The 16810-nt window shown below is 69.2% G+C and carries 15 protein-coding genes and 1 tRNA gene; 10 read left to right on the top strand and 6 right to left on the bottom strand.

Going from position 1 to position 16810, the window contains the following annotated elements; all coding sequences use genetic code 11:
* Genes ABNX08_RS11555 through ABNX08_RS11535 form a run of 5 tightly spaced genes read left to right on the top strand, consistent with a single transcriptional unit; the run spans position 1 to position 5178 of the window.
* The gene (locus tag ABNX08_RS11555) at positions 1–1770 is read left to right on the top strand and encodes a bifunctional alpha/beta hydrolase/class I SAM-dependent methyltransferase (protein ID WP_022535378.1); all 1770 of its coding nucleotides are present in this window, start codon (positions 1–3) and stop codon (positions 1768–1770) included.
* Positions 1767–3146 carry a phosphatase PAP2/dual specificity phosphatase family protein gene (locus ABNX08_RS11550; protein WP_022535377.1) on the top strand — a complete coding sequence of 460 codons (1380 nt, stop codon included), beginning with the start codon at positions 1767–1769 and terminating at the stop codon, positions 3144–3146. Before ABNX08_RS11555 ends, ABNX08_RS11550 begins: the two co-directional genes overlap by 4 nt.
* Entirely contained in the window at positions 3136–3588 is a 453-nt protein-coding gene (locus ABNX08_RS11545) for a hypothetical protein (RefSeq protein ID WP_022535376.1), read from the top strand. The genes ABNX08_RS11550 and ABNX08_RS11545 overlap by 11 nt, the downstream gene beginning before the upstream one ends.
* Positions 3589–3592: 4 nt before the next feature.
* The gene (locus ABNX08_RS11540; RefSeq protein WP_022535375.1) at positions 3593–4219 is read left to right on the top strand and encodes a 1-acyl-sn-glycerol-3-phosphate acyltransferase; all 627 of its coding nucleotides are present in this window, start codon (positions 3593–3595) and stop codon (positions 4217–4219) included.
* The gene (locus tag ABNX08_RS11535; RefSeq protein ID WP_022535374.1) at positions 4216–5178 is read left to right on the top strand and encodes a phosphatidate cytidylyltransferase; all 963 of its coding nucleotides are present in this window, start codon (positions 4216–4218) and stop codon (positions 5176–5178) included. Before ABNX08_RS11540 ends, ABNX08_RS11535 begins: the two co-directional genes overlap by 4 nt.
* Positions 5179–5191: 13 nt before the next feature.
* Here the strand turns inward: ABNX08_RS11535 and ABNX08_RS11530 are convergent, their stop codons facing one another.
* Positions 5192–6091 (bottom strand): LysR family transcriptional regulator, encoded by a 900-nt coding sequence (locus ABNX08_RS11530; protein WP_022535373.1) that lies wholly within the window; start codon positions 6089–6091, stop codon positions 5192–5194.
* A 221-nt stretch (positions 6092–6312) separates the two neighbouring features.
* Here ABNX08_RS11530 and ABNX08_RS11525 point away from each other — a divergent pair, with 221 nt between their 5' ends.
* From ABNX08_RS11525 to ABNX08_RS11515, 3 genes are read left to right on the top strand one after another with little or no spacing between them, the layout of a single operon-like run.
* Entirely contained in the window at positions 6313–7323 is a 1011-nt protein-coding gene (locus ABNX08_RS11525) for a tripartite tricarboxylate transporter substrate binding protein (RefSeq protein ID WP_349607319.1), read from the top strand.
* 11 nt (positions 7324–7334) lie between these two features.
* Positions 7335–8348: an NADPH:quinone oxidoreductase family protein gene (locus ABNX08_RS11520; protein WP_022535371.1), complete on the top strand. Its 1014-nt coding sequence runs from the start codon at positions 7335–7337 to the stop codon at positions 8346–8348.
* Positions 8349–8363: 15 nt separating this feature from the next.
* The gene (locus tag ABNX08_RS11515) at positions 8364–9521 is read left to right on the top strand and encodes a CaiB/BaiF CoA-transferase family protein (protein ID WP_022535370.1); all 1158 of its coding nucleotides are present in this window, start codon (positions 8364–8366) and stop codon (positions 9519–9521) included.
* Between the two features lie 63 nt (positions 9522–9584).
* On the opposite strand, the gene ABNX08_RS11510 is transcribed toward ABNX08_RS11515, so the two are convergent.
* From ABNX08_RS11510 to ABNX08_RS11500, 3 genes are all read right to left on the bottom strand, one after another.
* Positions 9585–9661: transfer RNA gene (locus tag ABNX08_RS11510), tRNA-Val, on the bottom strand.
* Positions 9662–9769: 108 nt separating this feature from the next.
* Positions 9770–11320: a class I adenylate-forming enzyme family protein gene (locus ABNX08_RS11505; RefSeq protein ID WP_022535369.1), complete on the bottom strand. Its 1551-nt coding sequence runs from the start codon at positions 11318–11320 to the stop codon at positions 9770–9772.
* Positions 11321–11384: 64 nt separating this feature from the next.
* Entirely contained in the window at positions 11385–12383 is a 999-nt protein-coding gene (locus ABNX08_RS11500) for a tripartite tricarboxylate transporter substrate binding protein (RefSeq protein WP_022535368.1), read from the bottom strand.
* 344 nt (positions 12384–12727) lie between these two features.
* Here ABNX08_RS11500 and ABNX08_RS11495 point away from each other — a divergent pair, with 344 nt between their 5' ends.
* Together ABNX08_RS11495 and ABNX08_RS11490 are read left to right on the top strand one after the other, a co-directional pair.
* The gene (locus ABNX08_RS11495; protein ID WP_022535367.1) at positions 12728–13048 is read left to right on the top strand and encodes a helix-turn-helix domain-containing protein; all 321 of its coding nucleotides are present in this window, start codon (positions 12728–12730) and stop codon (positions 13046–13048) included.
* Positions 13041–14363 carry a HipA domain-containing protein gene (locus ABNX08_RS11490; protein WP_022535366.1) on the top strand — a complete coding sequence of 441 codons (1323 nt, stop codon included), beginning with the start codon at positions 13041–13043 and terminating at the stop codon, positions 14361–14363. The genes ABNX08_RS11495 and ABNX08_RS11490 overlap by 8 nt, the downstream gene beginning before the upstream one ends.
* 9 nt (positions 14364–14372) lie before the next feature.
* On the opposite strand, the gene ABNX08_RS11485 is transcribed toward ABNX08_RS11490, so the two are convergent.
* Together ABNX08_RS11485 and prmB are read right to left on the bottom strand one after the other, a co-directional pair.
* Positions 14373–15632 (bottom strand): MFS transporter, encoded by a 1260-nt coding sequence (locus tag ABNX08_RS11485; protein WP_022535365.1) that lies wholly within the window; start codon positions 15630–15632, stop codon positions 14373–14375.
* 263 nt (positions 15633–15895) lie between these two features.
* The gene (gene prmB / locus ABNX08_RS11480) at positions 15896–16789 is read right to left on the bottom strand and encodes a 50S ribosomal protein L3 N(5)-glutamine methyltransferase (protein ID WP_022535363.1); all 894 of its coding nucleotides are present in this window, start codon (positions 16787–16789) and stop codon (positions 15896–15898) included.
* Between the last annotated feature and the right edge of the window lie 21 nt (positions 16790–16810).

The following is a 16810-nucleotide window of genomic DNA, read 5'->3' as shown; positions in this document are numbered from 1 at the left end:
ATGGACCGACTGTCGAGCCGCCAGCCGCTGGAGCGGCAATTCCAGACCCACGATGGCCAGGCACTGTTCTACCGGCACTGGCCGGCGGTGGAGGGCCCGGCGCGCGGCGCCGTGGTGCTGTTCCACCGCGGCCACGAGCATTCCGGCCGCGTCGCCCACCTGGCCGACGAGCTGAACCTGCCGGGCTACGACATCTTCGCGTGGGATGCGCGCGGCCACGGGCGCTCGCCCGGCGAGCGCGGCTACAGCCCCAGCCTGGCGGATTCGGTGCGCGATATCCAGACCTTCACCGGGCATATCGCCGAGGTCCATGGCATCCCGCTGGAACGGATGGCCGTGGTCGCGCAGAGCGTGGGCGCCGTGTTGGCGTCCACCTGGGTGCACGACTACGCGCCGCCGATCCGCGCGCTGGTGCTGGCCTCGCCGGCGTTCAAGGTCAAGCTCTACGTGCCGTTTGCACGGCCCGGGCTGAAGCTGATGCAGCGCGTGCGCGGCAAGTTCTTCGTCAACAGCTACGTCAAGGCCAGATTCCTGACGCACGATCCGGAGCGCATCGCCAGCTACGACAGCGATCCGCTGATCACGCGCCCGATCGCCGTCAATATCCTACTGGACCTGTATGAGACCGCGGAACGCATCGTGGCCGATGCCGCAGCGATCACGGTGCCGACGCAACTGCTGATCTCGGGCGCCGACTGGGTCGTGCACCGCGGGCCGCAGGACCGTTTCTACGAGCGGCTGGGTTCGCGCACCAAGGAACGGATCGTGCTCGACGGCTTCTACCACGACACGCTGGGCGAGCGTGACCGCAAGCTGGCGGTCGATGCCGCACGGCGCTTTATCGTGCGCGAGTTCGAGACGCCGTCGGCACCGCGCTCGATGCTCGATGCAGACCAGATCGGCCCGTTCCGCGAGGAGTCGGACCGGCTGGCCTCGGCGCCGTCCGGGCTGGCCGCGTGGTACTGGCGCGCGGCGCGGGCCAACCTGAAGCTCGGCGGGCTGCTGTCAGACGGCGTGCGGCTGGGCCATGAAACCGGCTTCGACTCGGGCTCGACGCTCGATTATGTTTACCGCAACACGCCATCGGGCCGCGGCAAGCCGGGCCGGCTGGCGGATCGGCAATATCTGGATGCGATCGGCTGGCGCGGCATCCGCCAGCGCAAGGTCCACGCCGAGGCGCTGATCGCCGACGCCGTGCGGCGCTTGCAGGCGGCCGGCATGCCGGTGCGGATGGTCGATATCGCCGCCGGGCATGGGCGCTACGTACTTGAGGCGCTGGCAGGGCTTGATGGCGGCGCAGCCGCAGTCGAGTCGATCCTGTTGCGCGACTACAGCGCGCTGAACGTCGAGCGGGGCAGGGCGTTGATTGCCGCCAAGGGCCTGGGCGGCATTGCCCGCTTCGAGCAGGGCGACGCCTTCGACGGCGACAGCCTGGCCGAGCTGACGCCGCCCCCGACACTGGCCGTGGTCTCCGGCCTGTACGAGCTGTTCCCCGAGAACGCGCCGGTGCGCCGATCGCTCGACGGCCTGGCGCGTGCGGTGCCGCCAGGCGGCTACCTGGTCTACACCGGCCAGCCCTGGCACCCACAGCTGGAGTTCATCGCGCGCGCGCTGACCAGCCACCGAGCCGGCGCCGCCTGGGTGATGCGCCGCCGTTCGCAGGCCGAGATGGACGAACTGGTGCGCGCGGCAGGCTTCGACAAGGTGACCCAGCGCATCGACCCGTGGGGCATCTTCACCGTCAGCCTGGCGCGCAGGCGCGGCGCATGAGCACGCTGCCCGCCGACGCCGCGACGGATTCGTCCGCGGGCGAGCGTCCCTGGGCGCTGGCCTGCCTGCTGCTGGCCGGTGCCGGCGCGCTGTTCTTCTCCAGCTACGGCTTTGCCAACTGGCTGGCGAGCCAGCGCGCGCACGTGCCTTCGGTCTACTTCGAATGGGAGGGGGACATCCCGTTCCTGCCGTGGACCATCGTGCCGTACTGGTCGATCGACCTGCTGTACGGCATCTCCTTCTTCCTGTGGCGTACGCGGGCGGCGCTGGTGACGCATGTCAAGCGGCTGCTGATGGCGCAGTTGGTCTCGGTGGCGTGCTTTATCGCCTTCCCGCTGCGCTTTGCCTTTGCCCGGCCGCCCGCAGACGGGCTGCCCGGCGAACTCTTCACGCTGCTGGGCGGCTTCGACCTGCCGTTCAACCAGGCGCCGTCGCTGCATATCAGCCTGCTGGTGATCCTGTGGGTCGCCTTCGCGACAGTCCTGCGCGGCGGCTGGCGCTGGCTGCTGCACGGCTGGTTCGCGCTGATCGGCATTTCGGTGCTGACGACCTGGCAGCACCACCTGATCGACGTGCCTACCGGGGCGCTGGTCGGCTGGCTGTGCGTCTACCTGTTCCCGCTGCAGCTGCCGGCGGTCGCAGCGGGCGGGCCTGATGCGCGCACGCGCCGGATGGCGCGCCGCTACGCGCTCGGGGCGGTGGTGGCGTTGCTGTGCGCGCTGGTGGCACTGGGCACATCCGTGACGCTGGCGTTCCTGCTGCTGTGGGGCGTGTTGGCGCTGGCCTGCGTCGCGCGGGCCTACGCGCTGGCAGCGCCGGGCTGGTTCCAGAAGGCCGGCGATGGCGCGATGGCGCCCGCCGCGTGCTGGGTGCTTGCGCCTTACCTGCTCGGCGCCTTCCTCAATTCCCGCTGGTGGACGCGGCGCGCGCCGCAGGCCAGCCCGATCGCCGATGGCGTCTGGGTCGGCCGCTTCCCGACCGATGCCGAGCTGCGCACGCTTGGCGCCGATGCCGTGCTCGACCTGAGCGCCGAACTGCCGCGCGCAGCCACCAACGCCGCGCTGGCCTATCGCTGCGTGCCGGTGCTGGACCTGACCGTGCCTACGCCAGGGCAATTGGAGCAGGCCGTGGCCCAGCTCGAAGCCTGGCAGGCACAGGGCCGTCGCGTGCTGGTGAGCTGCGCGCTCGGCTACTCGCGCAGCGCGCTGGTGGCGGCCGCATGGCTGGCGCGCCGGCAGGGGCTGCGCGATGCCGACGCGGCATTGGCCGCGCTGCGCGCGCACCGCCCGGCGGTGGTGCTCGGGCGCGAGCATGCCGAGGCGCTGCAGCGCTGGCTCGACCATCCCCCTGTGCCGGAGGCCGGCGATGCGCGCTGATCCCATCGACAGTATCCGCCGCGACAATACCGACGCGTGGATCGCCCATGCCGTGGCCGGCGCATTGTCAGGCGCGATGTGGATCGGCCTGGCGGGGCTTGCTTTTGCCATGGCCACGGCCTGGCTGGCGGTGACCGCACAGGCGCCGCGCGCGCTGGCCGCCGCGCCGTTGCTGCTGGCGCTGGCGCAATTATGGCTGCTGCTGCGCGTGGCGATCGACCGGCGCCTTTTCGACGCGCTGGTGGCGGCCGCCAGCCGTTACGGGTCGCCCGACCTGGCCGCGCTCGATACCGCGTTGATCGAGCTGGGCTGGCTCACCACGCAGCGCGCCGGCCGCCCGCTGCCCGAACGCGCCCGCGGCGCCATGCGGCTGGTGCGCGCCAGCGCCGTGCTGGCCGCAGCCCAGCTCGCGCTCACCTTGCTCATATTGATGCTGAGGTAACACCATGTGGCTTGCCCGCGCCACCGCGCGCGCCATCATCGTCTTTGCGCGACTGCTGACCGGCATGCGCGCCAACTGGCAAGGCTGCATCCCGGCCGCGGTGCAGCGCGTCTACTTTGCCAACCACAGCAGCCACGGCGACTTCGTGCTGATCTGGGGCTGCCTGCCGCCTGACCTGCGCACGGGCACACGCCCGGTGGCCGGCGCCGACTACTGGGACTGCTCGCCGCTGCGGCGCTTTATCGGCCGCGACGTGTTCCGCGCGCTGCTGATCGACCGCACCCATAGCGATCCTGGCAGTGACCCGGTGGCGCTGATGCGGGGCGCGCTGGAAGGTGGCGATTCGCTGATCCTGTTTCCCGAAGGCACGCGCAATACCACCGATGCGCGCCTGCTGCCGTTCAAGAGCGGCATCTACCACCTGGCGCGCGCCTGCCCGGCGGTGGAGTTCGTGCCGGTCTGGATCGACAATCTCAACCGCGTGATGCCCAAAGGCGAGGTCGTGCCGGTGCCGCTACTGTGCACCGTGACCTTCGGCCAGCCCGTGCTGGTGGCCGACGGCGAGGCCAAGGAAGACTTCCTTGCCCGCTGCCGCGATGGCCTGCTGTCGCTCGCCCCGGAACTGGAATGATGACCATGCCGACTCTCCATTGGAGCCACGAAACCTGGCTGCTGTTCGGCGGCCTGTTCGGCGTGCTGATGCTGGCCTCGACCGTGACCGCGCTGCTGCGCTGGCGCGTGGCCGGCGGCGGCCAGCACGCGGTGATCGACAACCTGGCGCAGCGCGTCGGCGCCTGGTGGTGGATGATCGGCGTCATGGGCGTGGCCTTCGCGCTCGGGCGCACCGCGGTGATCGTGCTGTTCTACCTGCTGTCGTTCTTCGCACTGCGCGAGTTCGTCACCATCATCACCACGCGGCGCGGCGACCATCGCGCCATTGTCGCTGCGTTCTTCGTGTTCCTGCCGCTGCAGTACGTGCTGGTCTATATCGGCTGGTACGGCATGTTCTCGATCCTGATCCCGGTCTACGCCTTCCTGATCCTGCCGATCCTGGCGGCGCTGTCGTCCGAGACCACGCGCTTCCTGGAACGCTGCGCCGGGGTGCAGTGGGCGGTGATGATCTGCGTGTTCTGCATCTCGCACGTGCCGGCGCTGCTGACGCTGCCGATCCCCGGCTTCGAGGGCCGCAATCTGCTGCTGATCGCCTTCCTGGTGATCGTGGTGCAGGGCAGCGACGTGCTGCAGTACGTGTGGGGCAAGCTGTGCGGCAAGCGCAAGATCGCGCCGCTGCTGTCACCGTCCAAGACAGTCGAAGGGTTTGTCGGCGGCGTGGCCAGCGCCACCGCGCTGGGTGCGGCGCTGTGGTGGATCACGCCGTTCTCGCCGTGGCAGGCCGGGGCGATCGCGCTGGTCATCGCGCTGATGGGTTTCCTGGGCGGGCTGGTGATGTCGGCGATCAAGCGCGACCGCGGCATCAAGGACTGGGGTCACATGATCCAGGGCCACGGCGGCATGCTCGACCGGCTCGACTCGGTCGTGTTCGCCGCACCGGTGTTCTTTCATATCACCCGCTACTGGTGGGTGCCCTGAGCCCTTGCCGCGCTCAGATCTCCGTCTCTTCGCACCACTTCACCACCGCATCGCGGAAATCCTGGCAGATCGGCGACAGGTAGCCACCGGCGCGCCACAGCACCGCCAGCTCGTGCTGCCACGACATCCCCGGGCCGCTGATGGCCCGCAGGCCCTGGCCTTCGGCCTGCTTCAGGATGCGCGGCGGCATGATGCCGAGCAGGTCCGAGTGCCGCAGCAGTTCGCCGAAGGCCACCGGCGAGGCCGTGCTTTCCACCGCCACGCGCGGCGGCGGCAGGCCGACCGAAGTGAACCGTTCTTCCAGCCACTGCCGCAGGTAGAGCGAACTGGCCGGCACCGCCCAGCGCTCCTCCGTCAGGTCGGCCAGCGTGCGAAAGCGGTCCTGGCGCGGATGGCCGCTGCGGCAGACGATCTGCATGGTCAGTGGCCCCAGCGGCAGCCAGTCGATGTCCTCCGGCACGCTTGCCGGGCGGGCGGCCAGGATCAGGTCCGCATCGCCGTTCTGCAGCACCGCCATCAGACGCGCACTCAGGTGAGTCTCGATCGAGAACACCGCCAGCGGGCGGCTGACGAAGAACTGCGCCAGCAGCGGCGACAGCAGCGAAGGCACCAGGTAGGGAATCGCCCCCAGCCGCACCGTGCCAGCGCGCGCCAGGCGTTGTTCGGCCAGCTCGTTGCGCAAGTCGGTGGCCGCCAGCGAGATCTTGCGGGCATGCGCGAGCAGGGTCTTGCCCACGCTGGTCAGCACCAGCCCGCGCGGGGTGCGCTCGAACAGCGGCATGCCGGCCTCGCCCTCCAGCCGCGCCAGCGTCTTGGACAGGCCGGACTGCGTCATGCCGAGGGTATCGGCGGCGCGGTGCAGGTTGCCGTGCTCGCTGACTACCAGGAAGGCTGCAAGATCCTCGAATCGCATGGGCGTACCGGGCGCGGAAGTGGAGCGGGCCATTGTAGCGCCAGCGCCATGGCGTTCAGGCCAGGCGCCGATGCGGCGCTGCGCCATGCCCGCGAGGACTTGGCTCGCGCCGCGCGGGAATCGCCGGCGGCGTGTGGGTGGCCTAGACTGCGCTGGCATCCCTCGCGTACTGCCGACCACAGGCAGTCATCAAAGAAGGGAGCCAAATCGGAGACGAACCAATGTTGACCCCTTGCCTGCAGCGGCTGCGCGCCGCCATGCTCAGCGTAGTGCTGGCCGCCACCGCGACCATCAGCTTCGCCGCCACCGATACGTCCACCGGCAATGACAGCGAACCCTATCCATCGCGCCCGCTGACCATCGTCGTGCCCTCGGTGGCCGGCAATGTGAACGATGCGGTGGCGCGGCTGATCGGGCAGGAGCTGACCAAGAGCTGGGGCCAGCCGGTCATCGTCGACAACAAGCCGGGCGCAGGGACCACTACCGGCACCAAGTACGTGGCCCGCGCCGCGCGCGACGGCTATACCGCGCTGCTGACCTTCACCGCGCACGTGCAGAACCCGTCGCTGTACCCGCGCATCGGCTACGATCCGATCGCCGACTTCACGCCGGTCAGCGAGGTGGCGATCTCGTCGACCATCCTGGCGGTATCGCCGGACTTTCCGGCGCGCACGCTGCCGGAGCTGGTGGCGCTGCTCAAGGCCAACCCCGGCAAGTATCCGTATGGCTCCTACGGTGCCGGCACCACCGGCCATATCCTGGGCGAGCTGCTCAAGCGCGAGGCGGGCCTGCAGATGGAGCACGTCGCCTACAAGGGCGGCGCGCCGCTGGCCACCGACCTGGCGGCCGGGCACGTGAAGATCGGCTTCATTGCGGTCGGTACGGCGATGCCGCTGCTGCAGGGCGGCAAGCTGGTGCCGGTGGCGATCGCCGGCACCGAGCGCTCGGCGCTGCTGCCCAAGGTGCCGACCTTCCGCGAGGCGGGCTACCAGGGCTTCGAACCGGATGCGTGGATGGGGCTGCTGTTCCCGGCCGGCGTACCGAGGGCGCGGGTGGAGGCGCTGTCGCGCGAGGTCGCGCGCATCGTGCGCCTGCCGGAAGTCGCGAAGAAAATGCAGGACCTCAACCTGGTGCCCGTAGGCGGCACGCCGGAGGGCTTCGCGGCGGTAATGAAGGGCGACCGCGACAAATGGAGCCGCATCATCCGCGATGTCGGCATCACGCTGGAATGACAGGATTACCGATGCAAGAGGACGATTACCTGGGGCTGGTCTGCTCCCGCTGGTGCCACTGGAGCGAACTGGATCTGCAGCGCATCCCGCGCCGCCCGCTCGCTCCCGGGCAGGTGCGCATCCGCGTGCGGCATGCAGGCGTGGGCTTTGCGCTGAGCCTGTTCGTCTCCGGCAAGTACCAGCGCAAGCCGCCGCTGCCGTTCACCCCCGGCACCGAGGCGGCGGGCGAGATCATCGAAGTGGCGCCCGACGTCACGCGCCTGCGTCCGGGCATGCGCGTGGCCGCGGCGCTGGACTGGGGCGGCTTTGCCGAGGAAGTGGTGACCACGGCCGACACGGTCTATCCCGTTCCTGATGGGCTGGAGCTGGCGCACGCCGCTGCGCTGCCCGTCACCTACGGCACGGTGTGGGCCGCGCTGGCGTGGCGCGCAGCGCTGCAGCCGGGCGAGACCATGCTGGTACACGGCGCCAGCGGTGCGCTGGGCACGGCGGCGGTGCAGGTGGGCCGCCTGATGGGCGCGCGCGTGATCGCCACCGCGAGCACCGAGGCCAAGCGCGAGGCGGCGCTGCGCAACGGTGCGGCACATGCGCTGCCGTCCGACGCGGCCACGCTGGTGGCATCGGTCAAGGCGCTGTGCCCGGCGGGCGGGGCGGACGTGGTGTTCGATCCGGTGGGCGGCGACCTGTTCGATGCCTCGCTGCGCTGCACGGCACCGGGCGCGCGTTTGCTGTCGATCGGGTTTGCCAGCGGGCGCATCCCGGAGGTGCCGACCAACCTGCTGCTGGTCAAGAACCTGTGGCTGATCGGCTTCAACTACGGCTACTACATCGGCTGGGGCCTGACCGACGAGCGCAAGCGCTTTGCGCCGCAGGTGCAGCAGGTGGTCGCGCAGATCATGCAGACGGTGGCCAGCGGCGAACTGGCACCACCGGTGCTGCAGCACTTCCCGCTGCGCGATTGGCTCGAGGCGGTGGACACCACGATGTCGCGCCGTGCCATCGGCAAGGTCATGCTGGATATCTGAAACGCGGAGGACGACATGCAGCACGCACAAGCGATACCCGGCAACAACGACGACGCCATGCTGGACGGCCTGACCGTGCTCGACCTGAGCCAGGGCATAGCCGGCCCGTATTGCGGGCTGATCCTGCGCCAGCAGGGCGCGCGCGTGATCAAGGTGGAGCCGCCGGGCGGTGACTGGTCGCGGCAGATGGGGCGCATCCGCGCCGGGCAGACCGCGATTGCGGTGGCCTGCAATGCGGGCAAGGAAAGCGTGCTGCTGGATGCGCGCACCGAAAGCGGCCGCGCCGCCATCGCCAGGCTGGCGGAGCGGGCCGACGTGGTGATCCAGAACTTCCGGCCCGGCGTGGCCGAGCGCATGGGCGTGGGCTATGAAGCGCTGGCCGCGCGCAACCCGGCGCTGGTCTATGTCTCGATCTCCGGCTACGGCCACGCCGGTCCGATGGCATCGATGCCGGCGGTCGACACCACCATGCAGGCCTTCAGTGGCCTGATGCACCTGAACCGCGACGCCGCGGGCCAGCCGCGCCGCATCGCTTTCTACCTGGTCGACCTGAGCACCGGTCTCTATGCGGCCCAGCATGCGGCGGCGGCGCTGTTCAAGGCCGCACGCAGCGGCAAGGGCCGGCATGTGCGGCTGTCGCTGCTGGAAACCAGCGCGGCGCTGCAGTCTTACCTGATGGTGGACGATGCGATGTTCCCCGACGCGGAACTGGCCGCTGCCAATGCGCCTACCGGGCTGTTCGAGGCGGCCGATGGCCGGCTCTATGTGAGCATGCTCAATGATGCGATGTTCGCGCGCCTGGCGAAGCTGCTGGGCTTCGGCGACTGGCTCGACGATGCGGAGCTGCGCACCAGTGCAGGCCGCTTGCCGCGCGCGGCGGAGTTGAACAAGCGCGTCGCACAGGCCCTGGCCGCGCAGCCGCTGGCGCATTGGGAGGCGCTGCTGACCGAGCATGACGTGCTGTTCGGGCGCGTGGGCCATGCGCGTGACCTGCTGGAGAGCGCGCAATGCGCAAAGGCGGGGGTATTCGGCCGGCTGCCGCTGGCGGGGATCGGCGCGGTGCCGTGGGCCAACCTGCCGGGCATGGCTGGCGCTGTGGCGCCGACAGGCGAGGCGCCCGCGCTGGGGCAGCACACGGAAGCGGTGCTGGCAGAGTTCGGCATCGGCGCCTGACAGGCGAGCGCCAAAAGAAAAACGGACGGTGCGCGATGCGTACCGTCCGTTTCCTTTATGCGTTGGTAGGCTCGATTGGACTCGAACCAACGACCCCCACCATGTCAAGGTGGTGCTCTAACCAGCTGAGCTACGAGCCTAGCGAAGGCGCGAATTATAGAGACGCCTTTGCAATTTCGCAAGCACCCTCGCGAACTTTCTTCGATTGTGCTTTGCCAAGCGCGTCTCGTCCGGTCACTCCTGCGCGCTCAGGCCTGCACCAGCCGGTCACGCAGTTCGCGCTTGAGCACCTTGCCGATCGCACTGCGCGGCAGGCTGTCGACCTCGTGCAGTTCGGACAGCCGCTGGGTCTTGCCCAGGCGCTCGTTGGCCCATGCCAGCACGTCTTGCGCGGTGGCGCCGCCGCCCGCACGCAACGCGACGAAGGCCACCGGCGTCTCGCCCCAGCGCTCCGACGGCACGCCCACCACCGATACCTCCGCGACCGCCGGATGCTCGCGCACCACGGCCTCGAGATCGCTCGGGTAGACGTTGAAGCCGCCCGTGATGATCATGTCCTTCTTCCGATCGAGCAGCACCAGGAAGCCGTCGTCGTCGAAGCGGCCGATATCGCCGGTGCGGATAAAGCGCTGGCCCTGCGCGTCATGCCATTCGGTCTCGGCGGTCTTCTCGGGCTGGTTGTGGTAGCCGTTCATCATCGCTGCCGAGCGGCCGACCACTTCGCCGACGCTGCCGGGCGGCAGTTCGCTGCCCTCGTCGTCGATGATGCGGATGTCGGCGCCAGGCGCGGGGCGGCCGACAGTGTGCAGCTTGTCCGGGAACTGGTGAGCATGCAGCAGGCAGCTGCCGCCGCCTTCGGTCATGCCGTACAGCTCGGTCAGCCCGCCCGGCCAGCGCCGCAGCACATCGGCCTTCAGCGCCGGGCTGCACGGCGCGCTGGTACAGAATTTCTGCTGGAAGGACGACAGGTCGTGGCGATCGAACTCCGGATGCGCCAGCAGGCGCTGGTACTGCACCGGCACCAGCATGGTATGCGTGACGCGATGCTGTTGCGCCAGTGCCAGGTACTGGCCGGCATCGAACTTGGCCATCAGGATCGCCGTGCCGCCCAGGCCGATGGTTGGGAAGAAGCTGGCCAGCGTGGTGTTCGAATAGAGCGGCGTGGACAGCAGCGTCACGGCGTGCGTGCCATAGCCGGTGGCCGCGCCGCGCGACACGTGCGCCCAGCGCATGCCGTGCGACTGCACGATGCCCTTGGGCAGGCCGGTAGTGCCGGACGAGTAGATGATGTTCAGCGGCATCTCCGGGCGGATCTCGGGCTCCGTCACTGGCGTGCCGGCGGGGGCGAGCCAAGACTCGTAGGGTTGCCCGGCATCGCTGCCGTCGAGCGTGACCACGGGCGTGCCGGCCAGCTTGTCGCGCACGGGCTGCAGGGCTTCTGCCACTGCGGCATCGGTGAACAGGATGCACGCGCCTGAATCGGCGACCATTCCGGCCAGGCTTTCCGCCGTGGACGACGGGGCCAGCGGCGCCACCACCACGCCAGCGCGTACCGCGCCCAGGTAGACCGCCGCATATTCGATCGAGGATGACGCGCAGATCGCGATGGCCTCGCCGGGACGCACGCCGTCGCGTGCCAACGCTGCGGCGATGCGGTCCATCGCGGCGTCTAGGCCAGCGTAGTCCATGACGCGCTCGCCGTGCATCAGCGCGCGCTGCGCGGGGCGTTGCGTGGCGTGCTCGCGCACAAGCGCGGACATGGTGGTGAAGGGGCGTTGGAGCGGGGTAGGTTGGGTCATATTCAGCAAGAGAATGCGGGCGCCAGCCAGGCGGCGCCCGATGAGCAATGACGAATCGGGGGACTTACTGGATTTGCGCGCCGGACTCCTTGACCACCTTGCTCCAGCGGCTGATCTCGGCATCGATATGGCTGCGCAGTGCTGCCGGCGTGGAGCCCACCGGCTCGTAGCCGTTGGTCGCCAGCGTGGCCTTCAGGTCGGGCTGGCGCAGCACCGTGGCGATCTCGGTGCTGAGGCGGTCGATCACGGGCTGTGGCGTGCCGGCCGGCGCCAGCACGGCATACCAGCCGGTGATGTTGATGCCCGGCACGCCGGCTTCGGCCAGCGTCGGCACGTCGGGCGCGACCGCGGCGCGCTGGCTGCCGGTGACCGCCAGCGCGCGCAGCTTGCCGCTCTTCACATGCGGCAGCGTGGTCGAGATGCTGTCGAAAGTCAGCTGGACCTCGCCCGACAGCATCGCCGTCACCACCTGCGCGCTGCCCTTGTAAGGGACATGGGTCATCTTGATGCCCGCCACGGAATCGAACAGCTCGCCCGCCAGGTGGCCGGTATTGCCGTTGCCGGCCGAGGCGAAGGTCAGCTTGCCGGGCGCGGCCTTGGCCTGCGCGATCAGCTCCGCCACATTGGTGGCCTGCAGCGACGGGCTGCCCGCCAGGATCATCGGCAGGTTGGCTACCAGCGATACCGGGGCGAAATCCTTGCGCGTGTCATAGGGCAGCTTGGGGTACAGGCTGGCATTGATGGCATGCGCGGCCAGCACCATGATCAGCGTGTAGCCGTCTGGCTTGGCTCGTGCCAGTGCCTGGCTGGCAATGGTGCCGCCGGCACCGGGACGGTAATCGAGCACCACCGGCTGGCCGAGCCGCTCCTGCAGCTTTGCCGCGACCGGGCGCGCCAGCAGGTCGGCACTGCCGCCCGGGGGGTACGGGATCAGCAGCTGGATCGGGCGTGACGGCCACGTCTCGGCCTTCGCGCCAAACGGTACGGCGGCGACTGCGGCCGTGGCCAGCAAGCCGGCCAGCCATGCGCGACGGCCCCAGGCGGGGCGCAGGGTGGATGCCATGAACTTGTCTCCTCGTTATGCGGCCGCGCGGTGCGGCCGTGGTCCCCTGTTGTCGGATATAGGCTGGGACGCTGGTGTCACACAGACGGTAAAGGCGTAAGCGCGCTGGCGGAATTCTTAAATCGATAAGTCTGGCTTTTTGCAGGTGAAGCGGTACACCGGCGCCGGGCCGAATTGTTGTGCCCGTCGGCTCTGCCGAAGAGCTGGCCTTCTCAAAAATCCTTGCAAACGAGGAGATTTTAGCGTTGGGGCTGCGGTTGCAAGGTAAAATCTTTGCGATCGAGGAGATTTCTTGATTTTCTGGATTGGACGCACTAAAGTCTTTGCGATCAGGGAGATTTTTTGTGCAACTGTCACTCAACGACCCCAGCGATATCGGCGCCTTCGTGCGCGCCGCCCGCAAGGCCCAGGGCCTGCGGCAGGACGATGCCGCCGGCGCCATCGGCGTCAGCGAAAACTTCATGGTCCGCGTCGAGAACGGCGCGGAGGGCATCCAGTGGGGCAAGCTGTTTCAGGTACTGGAAGGGCTGGGCCTGCGCGTGACGGTCGATGTGCCGGACGCAGCGGCGCCGCTGGTCGACGCCGAGCGGGACAAGCTCAGGCAGCGCCAGGCGCGCAGCAACAAGCGCCGCGCGGCAGCACGCGGGACCGGCCAGCATGGCTGAGCGCGTACTGGTCGCCAGCATCAACGGCACGCCGGTCGGTGAGCTGCGCGATGCCAACGATGTCTGGTCGTTCCGCTATGACCCGGCCTGGCTCGGCAGCCCGCACGCCTTCGCGCTGAGCCCCACCTTGCCGCTGCAGGCCACACCGCTGGCCGATGGCAGCACGCTGCGCCCGGTGCAGTGGTACTTCGACAACCTGCTGCCCGAGGATGGCCAGCGCGCACTGCTGGCGCGCGACGCCAGCATCCGCAACGAGGCCGACGCCTTTGCGCTGCTGGCGCACTATGGCGCGGAGTCGGCGGGCTCGCTGACGCTGCTGCCGCCGGGGCGCACGCCCGCCGCCGTGCCGAACCTGCGGCCCCTGACCGACGCGGCGCTCGATGCGCGCATCCACAGCCTGCCCAGCGTTCCACTGACGCATGGCGCGGTCAAGCGCATGTCGCTGGCGGGCGCCCAGCACAAGCTGGCGGTGGTGCTGCGCGACGGCGCGTTGTTCGAGCCCGGCGCGGATACCCCGTCGACGCATATCCTGAAGCCGACGCACCAGATGCAGGAGTTCTATCCGCATTCGGTCGCCAACGAATGGTTCGTGATGTCGCTGGCGGCCCGGCTGAAGCTGGACGTGCCGCCGGTGCACCGGCGCTATGTGCCGGCGCCGGTCTACCTGATCGACCGCTTCGACCGGCGCCTGGCGCCCACGGGGCAGTGGGAGCGGCTGCATGCGATCGACGCGTGCCAGCTGCTGAACCTGCCGCGCACCTTCAAGTACGACCAGGGCAGCGTCGAGCGGCTGACGGAACTGGCCGCGCTGTGCCGCGCGCCGGCGGTGGCGCGGGCGCGGTTGTTCGACTGGCTGGTGTTCAATATCCTGGTGGGCAACTCGGACGCGCACCTTAAGAACCTGAGCTTCCTGGTGTCCGCTGCGGGCATTGCGCTGGCGCCGTTCTACGACCTGCTGAGCGAGGCGGCCTACGCCACCCGCACCTATGGCAAGACCGGCTGGCCCGAGGTGCACCGGTTTGCGTGGCCGGTCCTGGGTGTCGAGTTCTATGGCGATTTTTCGCGCGCGCTGGTGCTGGAGGCGGGGCGCGCGCTGGGGCTGACGACGGTGACCGCCGAGCGGCGGCTGGATGCGATGCTGCGCGGCATCGGGCCAGCGGCGCAAGCACTCTACGAGCAGGCGGAGCAGCGGAATGCCGCCATGGCGCACGAGCGCCCGACGCTGACCAGCGGGTTTGCCGGCGAACTGGCGTGCCTGCGCGTGATCCGCTTCACCATCATTGCCGACATGGTGCGGGTGCTGTCGCCCGGTTGATCCGCAGGTCTAGTTGGTCGGATGCGGCGGACTGAAAAGGTATGGCACCAGCGCCGCGGCGATCAGCAGAGCGGCCGACACGAAGATCGCCGAATAGGTGGACGCCACCGGCCACTCGCGCACATGGCCCGCATTGGCGATCAGCCCGAACGCCCACGATGTCAGCGCCGACCCGAGGAACACGAAGGTATTGAGCAGCCCCAGCCCGCGCCCGCGGCGCGACGGCGGGATCAGGCCGCGGCCCTGCGCCATCACCAGCGGATGCAGCATGCCGATGGTCGACAGCAGCGCCATCATCGCCACGCCGTAACCGATGCCGGTGGCGGGCCACAGCGCCAGCAGGATCGCGCCCGACATGGCAAAGCACGACCAGCCAACGATGGTGGACTTGAGCGTGCTGCGGCGGACCAGCACCGGCAACAGGAAGGCGGTCATGAAGCCGGCCAGGCTCAGCAACGTCAGCGCCACGCCGCGCGGCGCCGAGCCCAGGCCGAAGACGTCGGCGAGATAGGGCCCGCTCCAGGCGTTGCGGAAGGCGGTGCCGGCGGCCATCGCCACGCACAGGGGGATCAGCGTCCACAGCGGCGCCAGCCGCAAGAGCTGCACGCTCTCTGACAGCATCGCCGGCCACGATGCGCTGCGCGCCTCCGCATGGCCCTGGTCGCGCACGAAGCGCCAGACGCCATAGCAGGCCGCCACCATCCCAAGCGCCGACACCGCCATCGACGGGCGCCAGCCGATCAGCGAGATCGCCCAGCCCAGCGGTGCGGTGGCGCACAACGCGCCGATCATGCCCATGGCGTTGGAGCGGCTGACCACGCGGGTGTAATCGCGCTCGGACAACTGCTCGGAGGCGAAGTGTAGCAGCCCCATGAACACCGGCGCGCAGGCCAGCCCCAGGCCGACCTGGGCCAGCGTGGCGGCGGTACCGTTGGGCGCCAGCACGAATACGATCGACGACAGCGCGCCCACGGCCAGCAGCAGCGCGGTGGGCCGGCCCACGCCGTAGCGGTCGAAGGCGATGCCCACCGGGATCTGCGCCACGGCGAAGGCCAGGAAGAACGAAGACGACAGCGCGCCGAACCCCGCCGGCGACAGGCCGAAGTCATGCTGCAGTTCGGGCGCCATGACCGCCAGGCAGGAGCGGAAGAACTGGCTGAGCGCGAAGGCGAAGGTCAGCATGGCGATGCCGCGCACGGCATGCGTGGCCGCGGCCCGGGCGGGCAGGGCGTCGGGTGAACCGGGGAGAGGGGTGTTGCTGGCGGTCACGGCTTCAGGGTTTGCCACGGCACTGGGTGCGGAGGCGAAGACGCTGTTGTTGTCGGAGGAGAACGCCCGGCGGGGCAGTCACGGGCCGACGACGGTATCTGCAGCGAGTGTAGAGCTTGCGTGAGATTAATGGCCGTGGGGTGGCCGGTGTTCGCCCACATTGCGCGTGGGATGAACAGGTCCACTGACGCTTGAGATCCTGATGTGTGCTCCCCTCTCCCGCTCGCGGGAGAGGGGAGCACACAGTCGGTTCGCTATGCCGATTACCCCGGCAATGCGTCGTACGTCAGCAAGAACACCTGCTCATCGCCCGCGCTGACCGGCAGCCAGATGATCTCCAGTTCAGGGAAGGCGGCTTCCACATTGGCATGCTCATTCCCAATCTCCACCACCAGCACACCACCCGGATTCAGGTGCGCCTTGGCTCCGGCGATGATCCGCCGCACCACATCCATCCCATCGTCACCCCCAGCCAGCGCGATGCGCGGCTCGGCCAGGTACTCGGGCGGCAGCGCCTGCATCGACGCTTCGTTGACATACGGCGGGTTGGTCAGGATCACATCGTAGGTCGCGCCATGCGGCAGCGGCGCGTACAGGTCGCCCTGGTACAGCCGGATGCGGTCGTCCATCTTGTAGTCGGCCACGTTGCGCCGCGCCACCGCGAGTGCATCGGGCGAGATGTCGACGGCGTCGATGCTGGCGTTGGGCCACACATGCACGGCGACGATCGGCAGGCAGCCCGAGCCGGTGCACAGCTCCAGCACGGGGCCGATCTGCTCGGTCTCGCCCACCCACGGCTCCAGCCCGTCCTGCAGCAGTTCGCCGATAAAGCTGCGCGGCACGATCACGCGCGAGTCCACGTAGAAGCGCAGGCCGTGCATAAAGGCTTCGTGCGTGATGTAGGCGGCCGGCACGCGCTCGCTGACGCGGCGGTCAATGACCTTCAGCACGGCATCAACTTCTTCCGGCAGCAGGCGCGCGTCCAGGAACGGATCGAGCGTGTCGAGCGGCAGGTTCAGCGTATGCAGCACCAGGTAGGCGGCTTCGTCATAGGCATTGGCGCTGCCGTGGCCGAAGGACAGGCGCGCGGCGGTAAAGCGCGAGACTGCGAGACGCAGCAGGTCGCGCACGGTGCGCAGGGGGGAGGGCGTTGCCATGTAGGGTGTCTTTCGGCGAAA

Source organism: Cupriavidus sp. DF5525 (assembly GCF_040149425.2).
Classification (GTDB): Bacteria; Pseudomonadota; Gammaproteobacteria; order Burkholderiales; family Burkholderiaceae; genus Cupriavidus; species Cupriavidus pickettii_A.
The sequence above is the reverse complement of the archived record's forward strand: the minus strand, read 5'-3'. Positions and strand labels throughout refer to the sequence as shown.

What these genes read in the sequence shown, in the direction of transcription:
- ABNX08_RS11555 (WP_022535378.1), top strand. Translation starts at nt 1, where the DNA reads ATGGACCGACTGTCGAGCCGCCAGCCGCTGGAGCGGCAATTCCAGACC.
- ABNX08_RS11550 (WP_022535377.1), top strand. Translation starts at nt 1,767, where the DNA reads ATGAGCACGCTGCCCGCCGACGCCGCGACGGATTCGTCCGCGGGCGAG.
- ABNX08_RS11545 (WP_022535376.1), top strand. Translation starts at nt 3,136, where the DNA reads ATGCGCGCTGATCCCATCGACAGTATCCGCCGCGACAATACCGACGCG.
- ABNX08_RS11540 (WP_022535375.1), top strand. Translation starts at nt 3,593, where the DNA reads ATGTGGCTTGCCCGCGCCACCGCGCGCGCCATCATCGTCTTTGCGCGA.
- ABNX08_RS11535 (WP_022535374.1), top strand. Translation starts at nt 4,216, where the DNA reads ATGATGACCATGCCGACTCTCCATTGGAGCCACGAAACCTGGCTGCTG.
- ABNX08_RS11530 (WP_022535373.1), bottom strand. Translation starts at nt 6,091, where the DNA reads ATGCGATTCGAGGATCTTGCAGCCTTCCTGGTAGTCAGCGAGCACGGC.
- ABNX08_RS11525 (WP_349607319.1), top strand. Translation starts at nt 6,313, where the DNA reads ATGTTGACCCCTTGCCTGCAGCGGCTGCGCGCCGCCATGCTCAGCGTA.
- ABNX08_RS11520 (WP_022535371.1), top strand. Translation starts at nt 7,335, where the DNA reads ATGCAAGAGGACGATTACCTGGGGCTGGTCTGCTCCCGCTGGTGCCAC.
- ABNX08_RS11515 (WP_022535370.1), top strand. Translation starts at nt 8,364, where the DNA reads ATGCAGCACGCACAAGCGATACCCGGCAACAACGACGACGCCATGCTG.
- ABNX08_RS11505 (WP_022535369.1), bottom strand. Translation starts at nt 11,320, where the DNA reads ATGACCCAACCTACCCCGCTCCAACGCCCCTTCACCACCATGTCCGCG.
- ABNX08_RS11500 (WP_022535368.1), bottom strand. Translation starts at nt 12,383, where the DNA reads ATGGCATCCACCCTGCGCCCCGCCTGGGGCCGTCGCGCATGGCTGGCC.
- ABNX08_RS11490 (WP_022535366.1), top strand. Translation starts at nt 13,041, where the DNA reads ATGGCTGAGCGCGTACTGGTCGCCAGCATCAACGGCACGCCGGTCGGT.
- prmB (WP_022535363.1), bottom strand. Translation starts at nt 16,789, where the DNA reads ATGGCAACGCCCTCCCCCCTGCGCACCGTGCGCGACCTGCTGCGTCTC.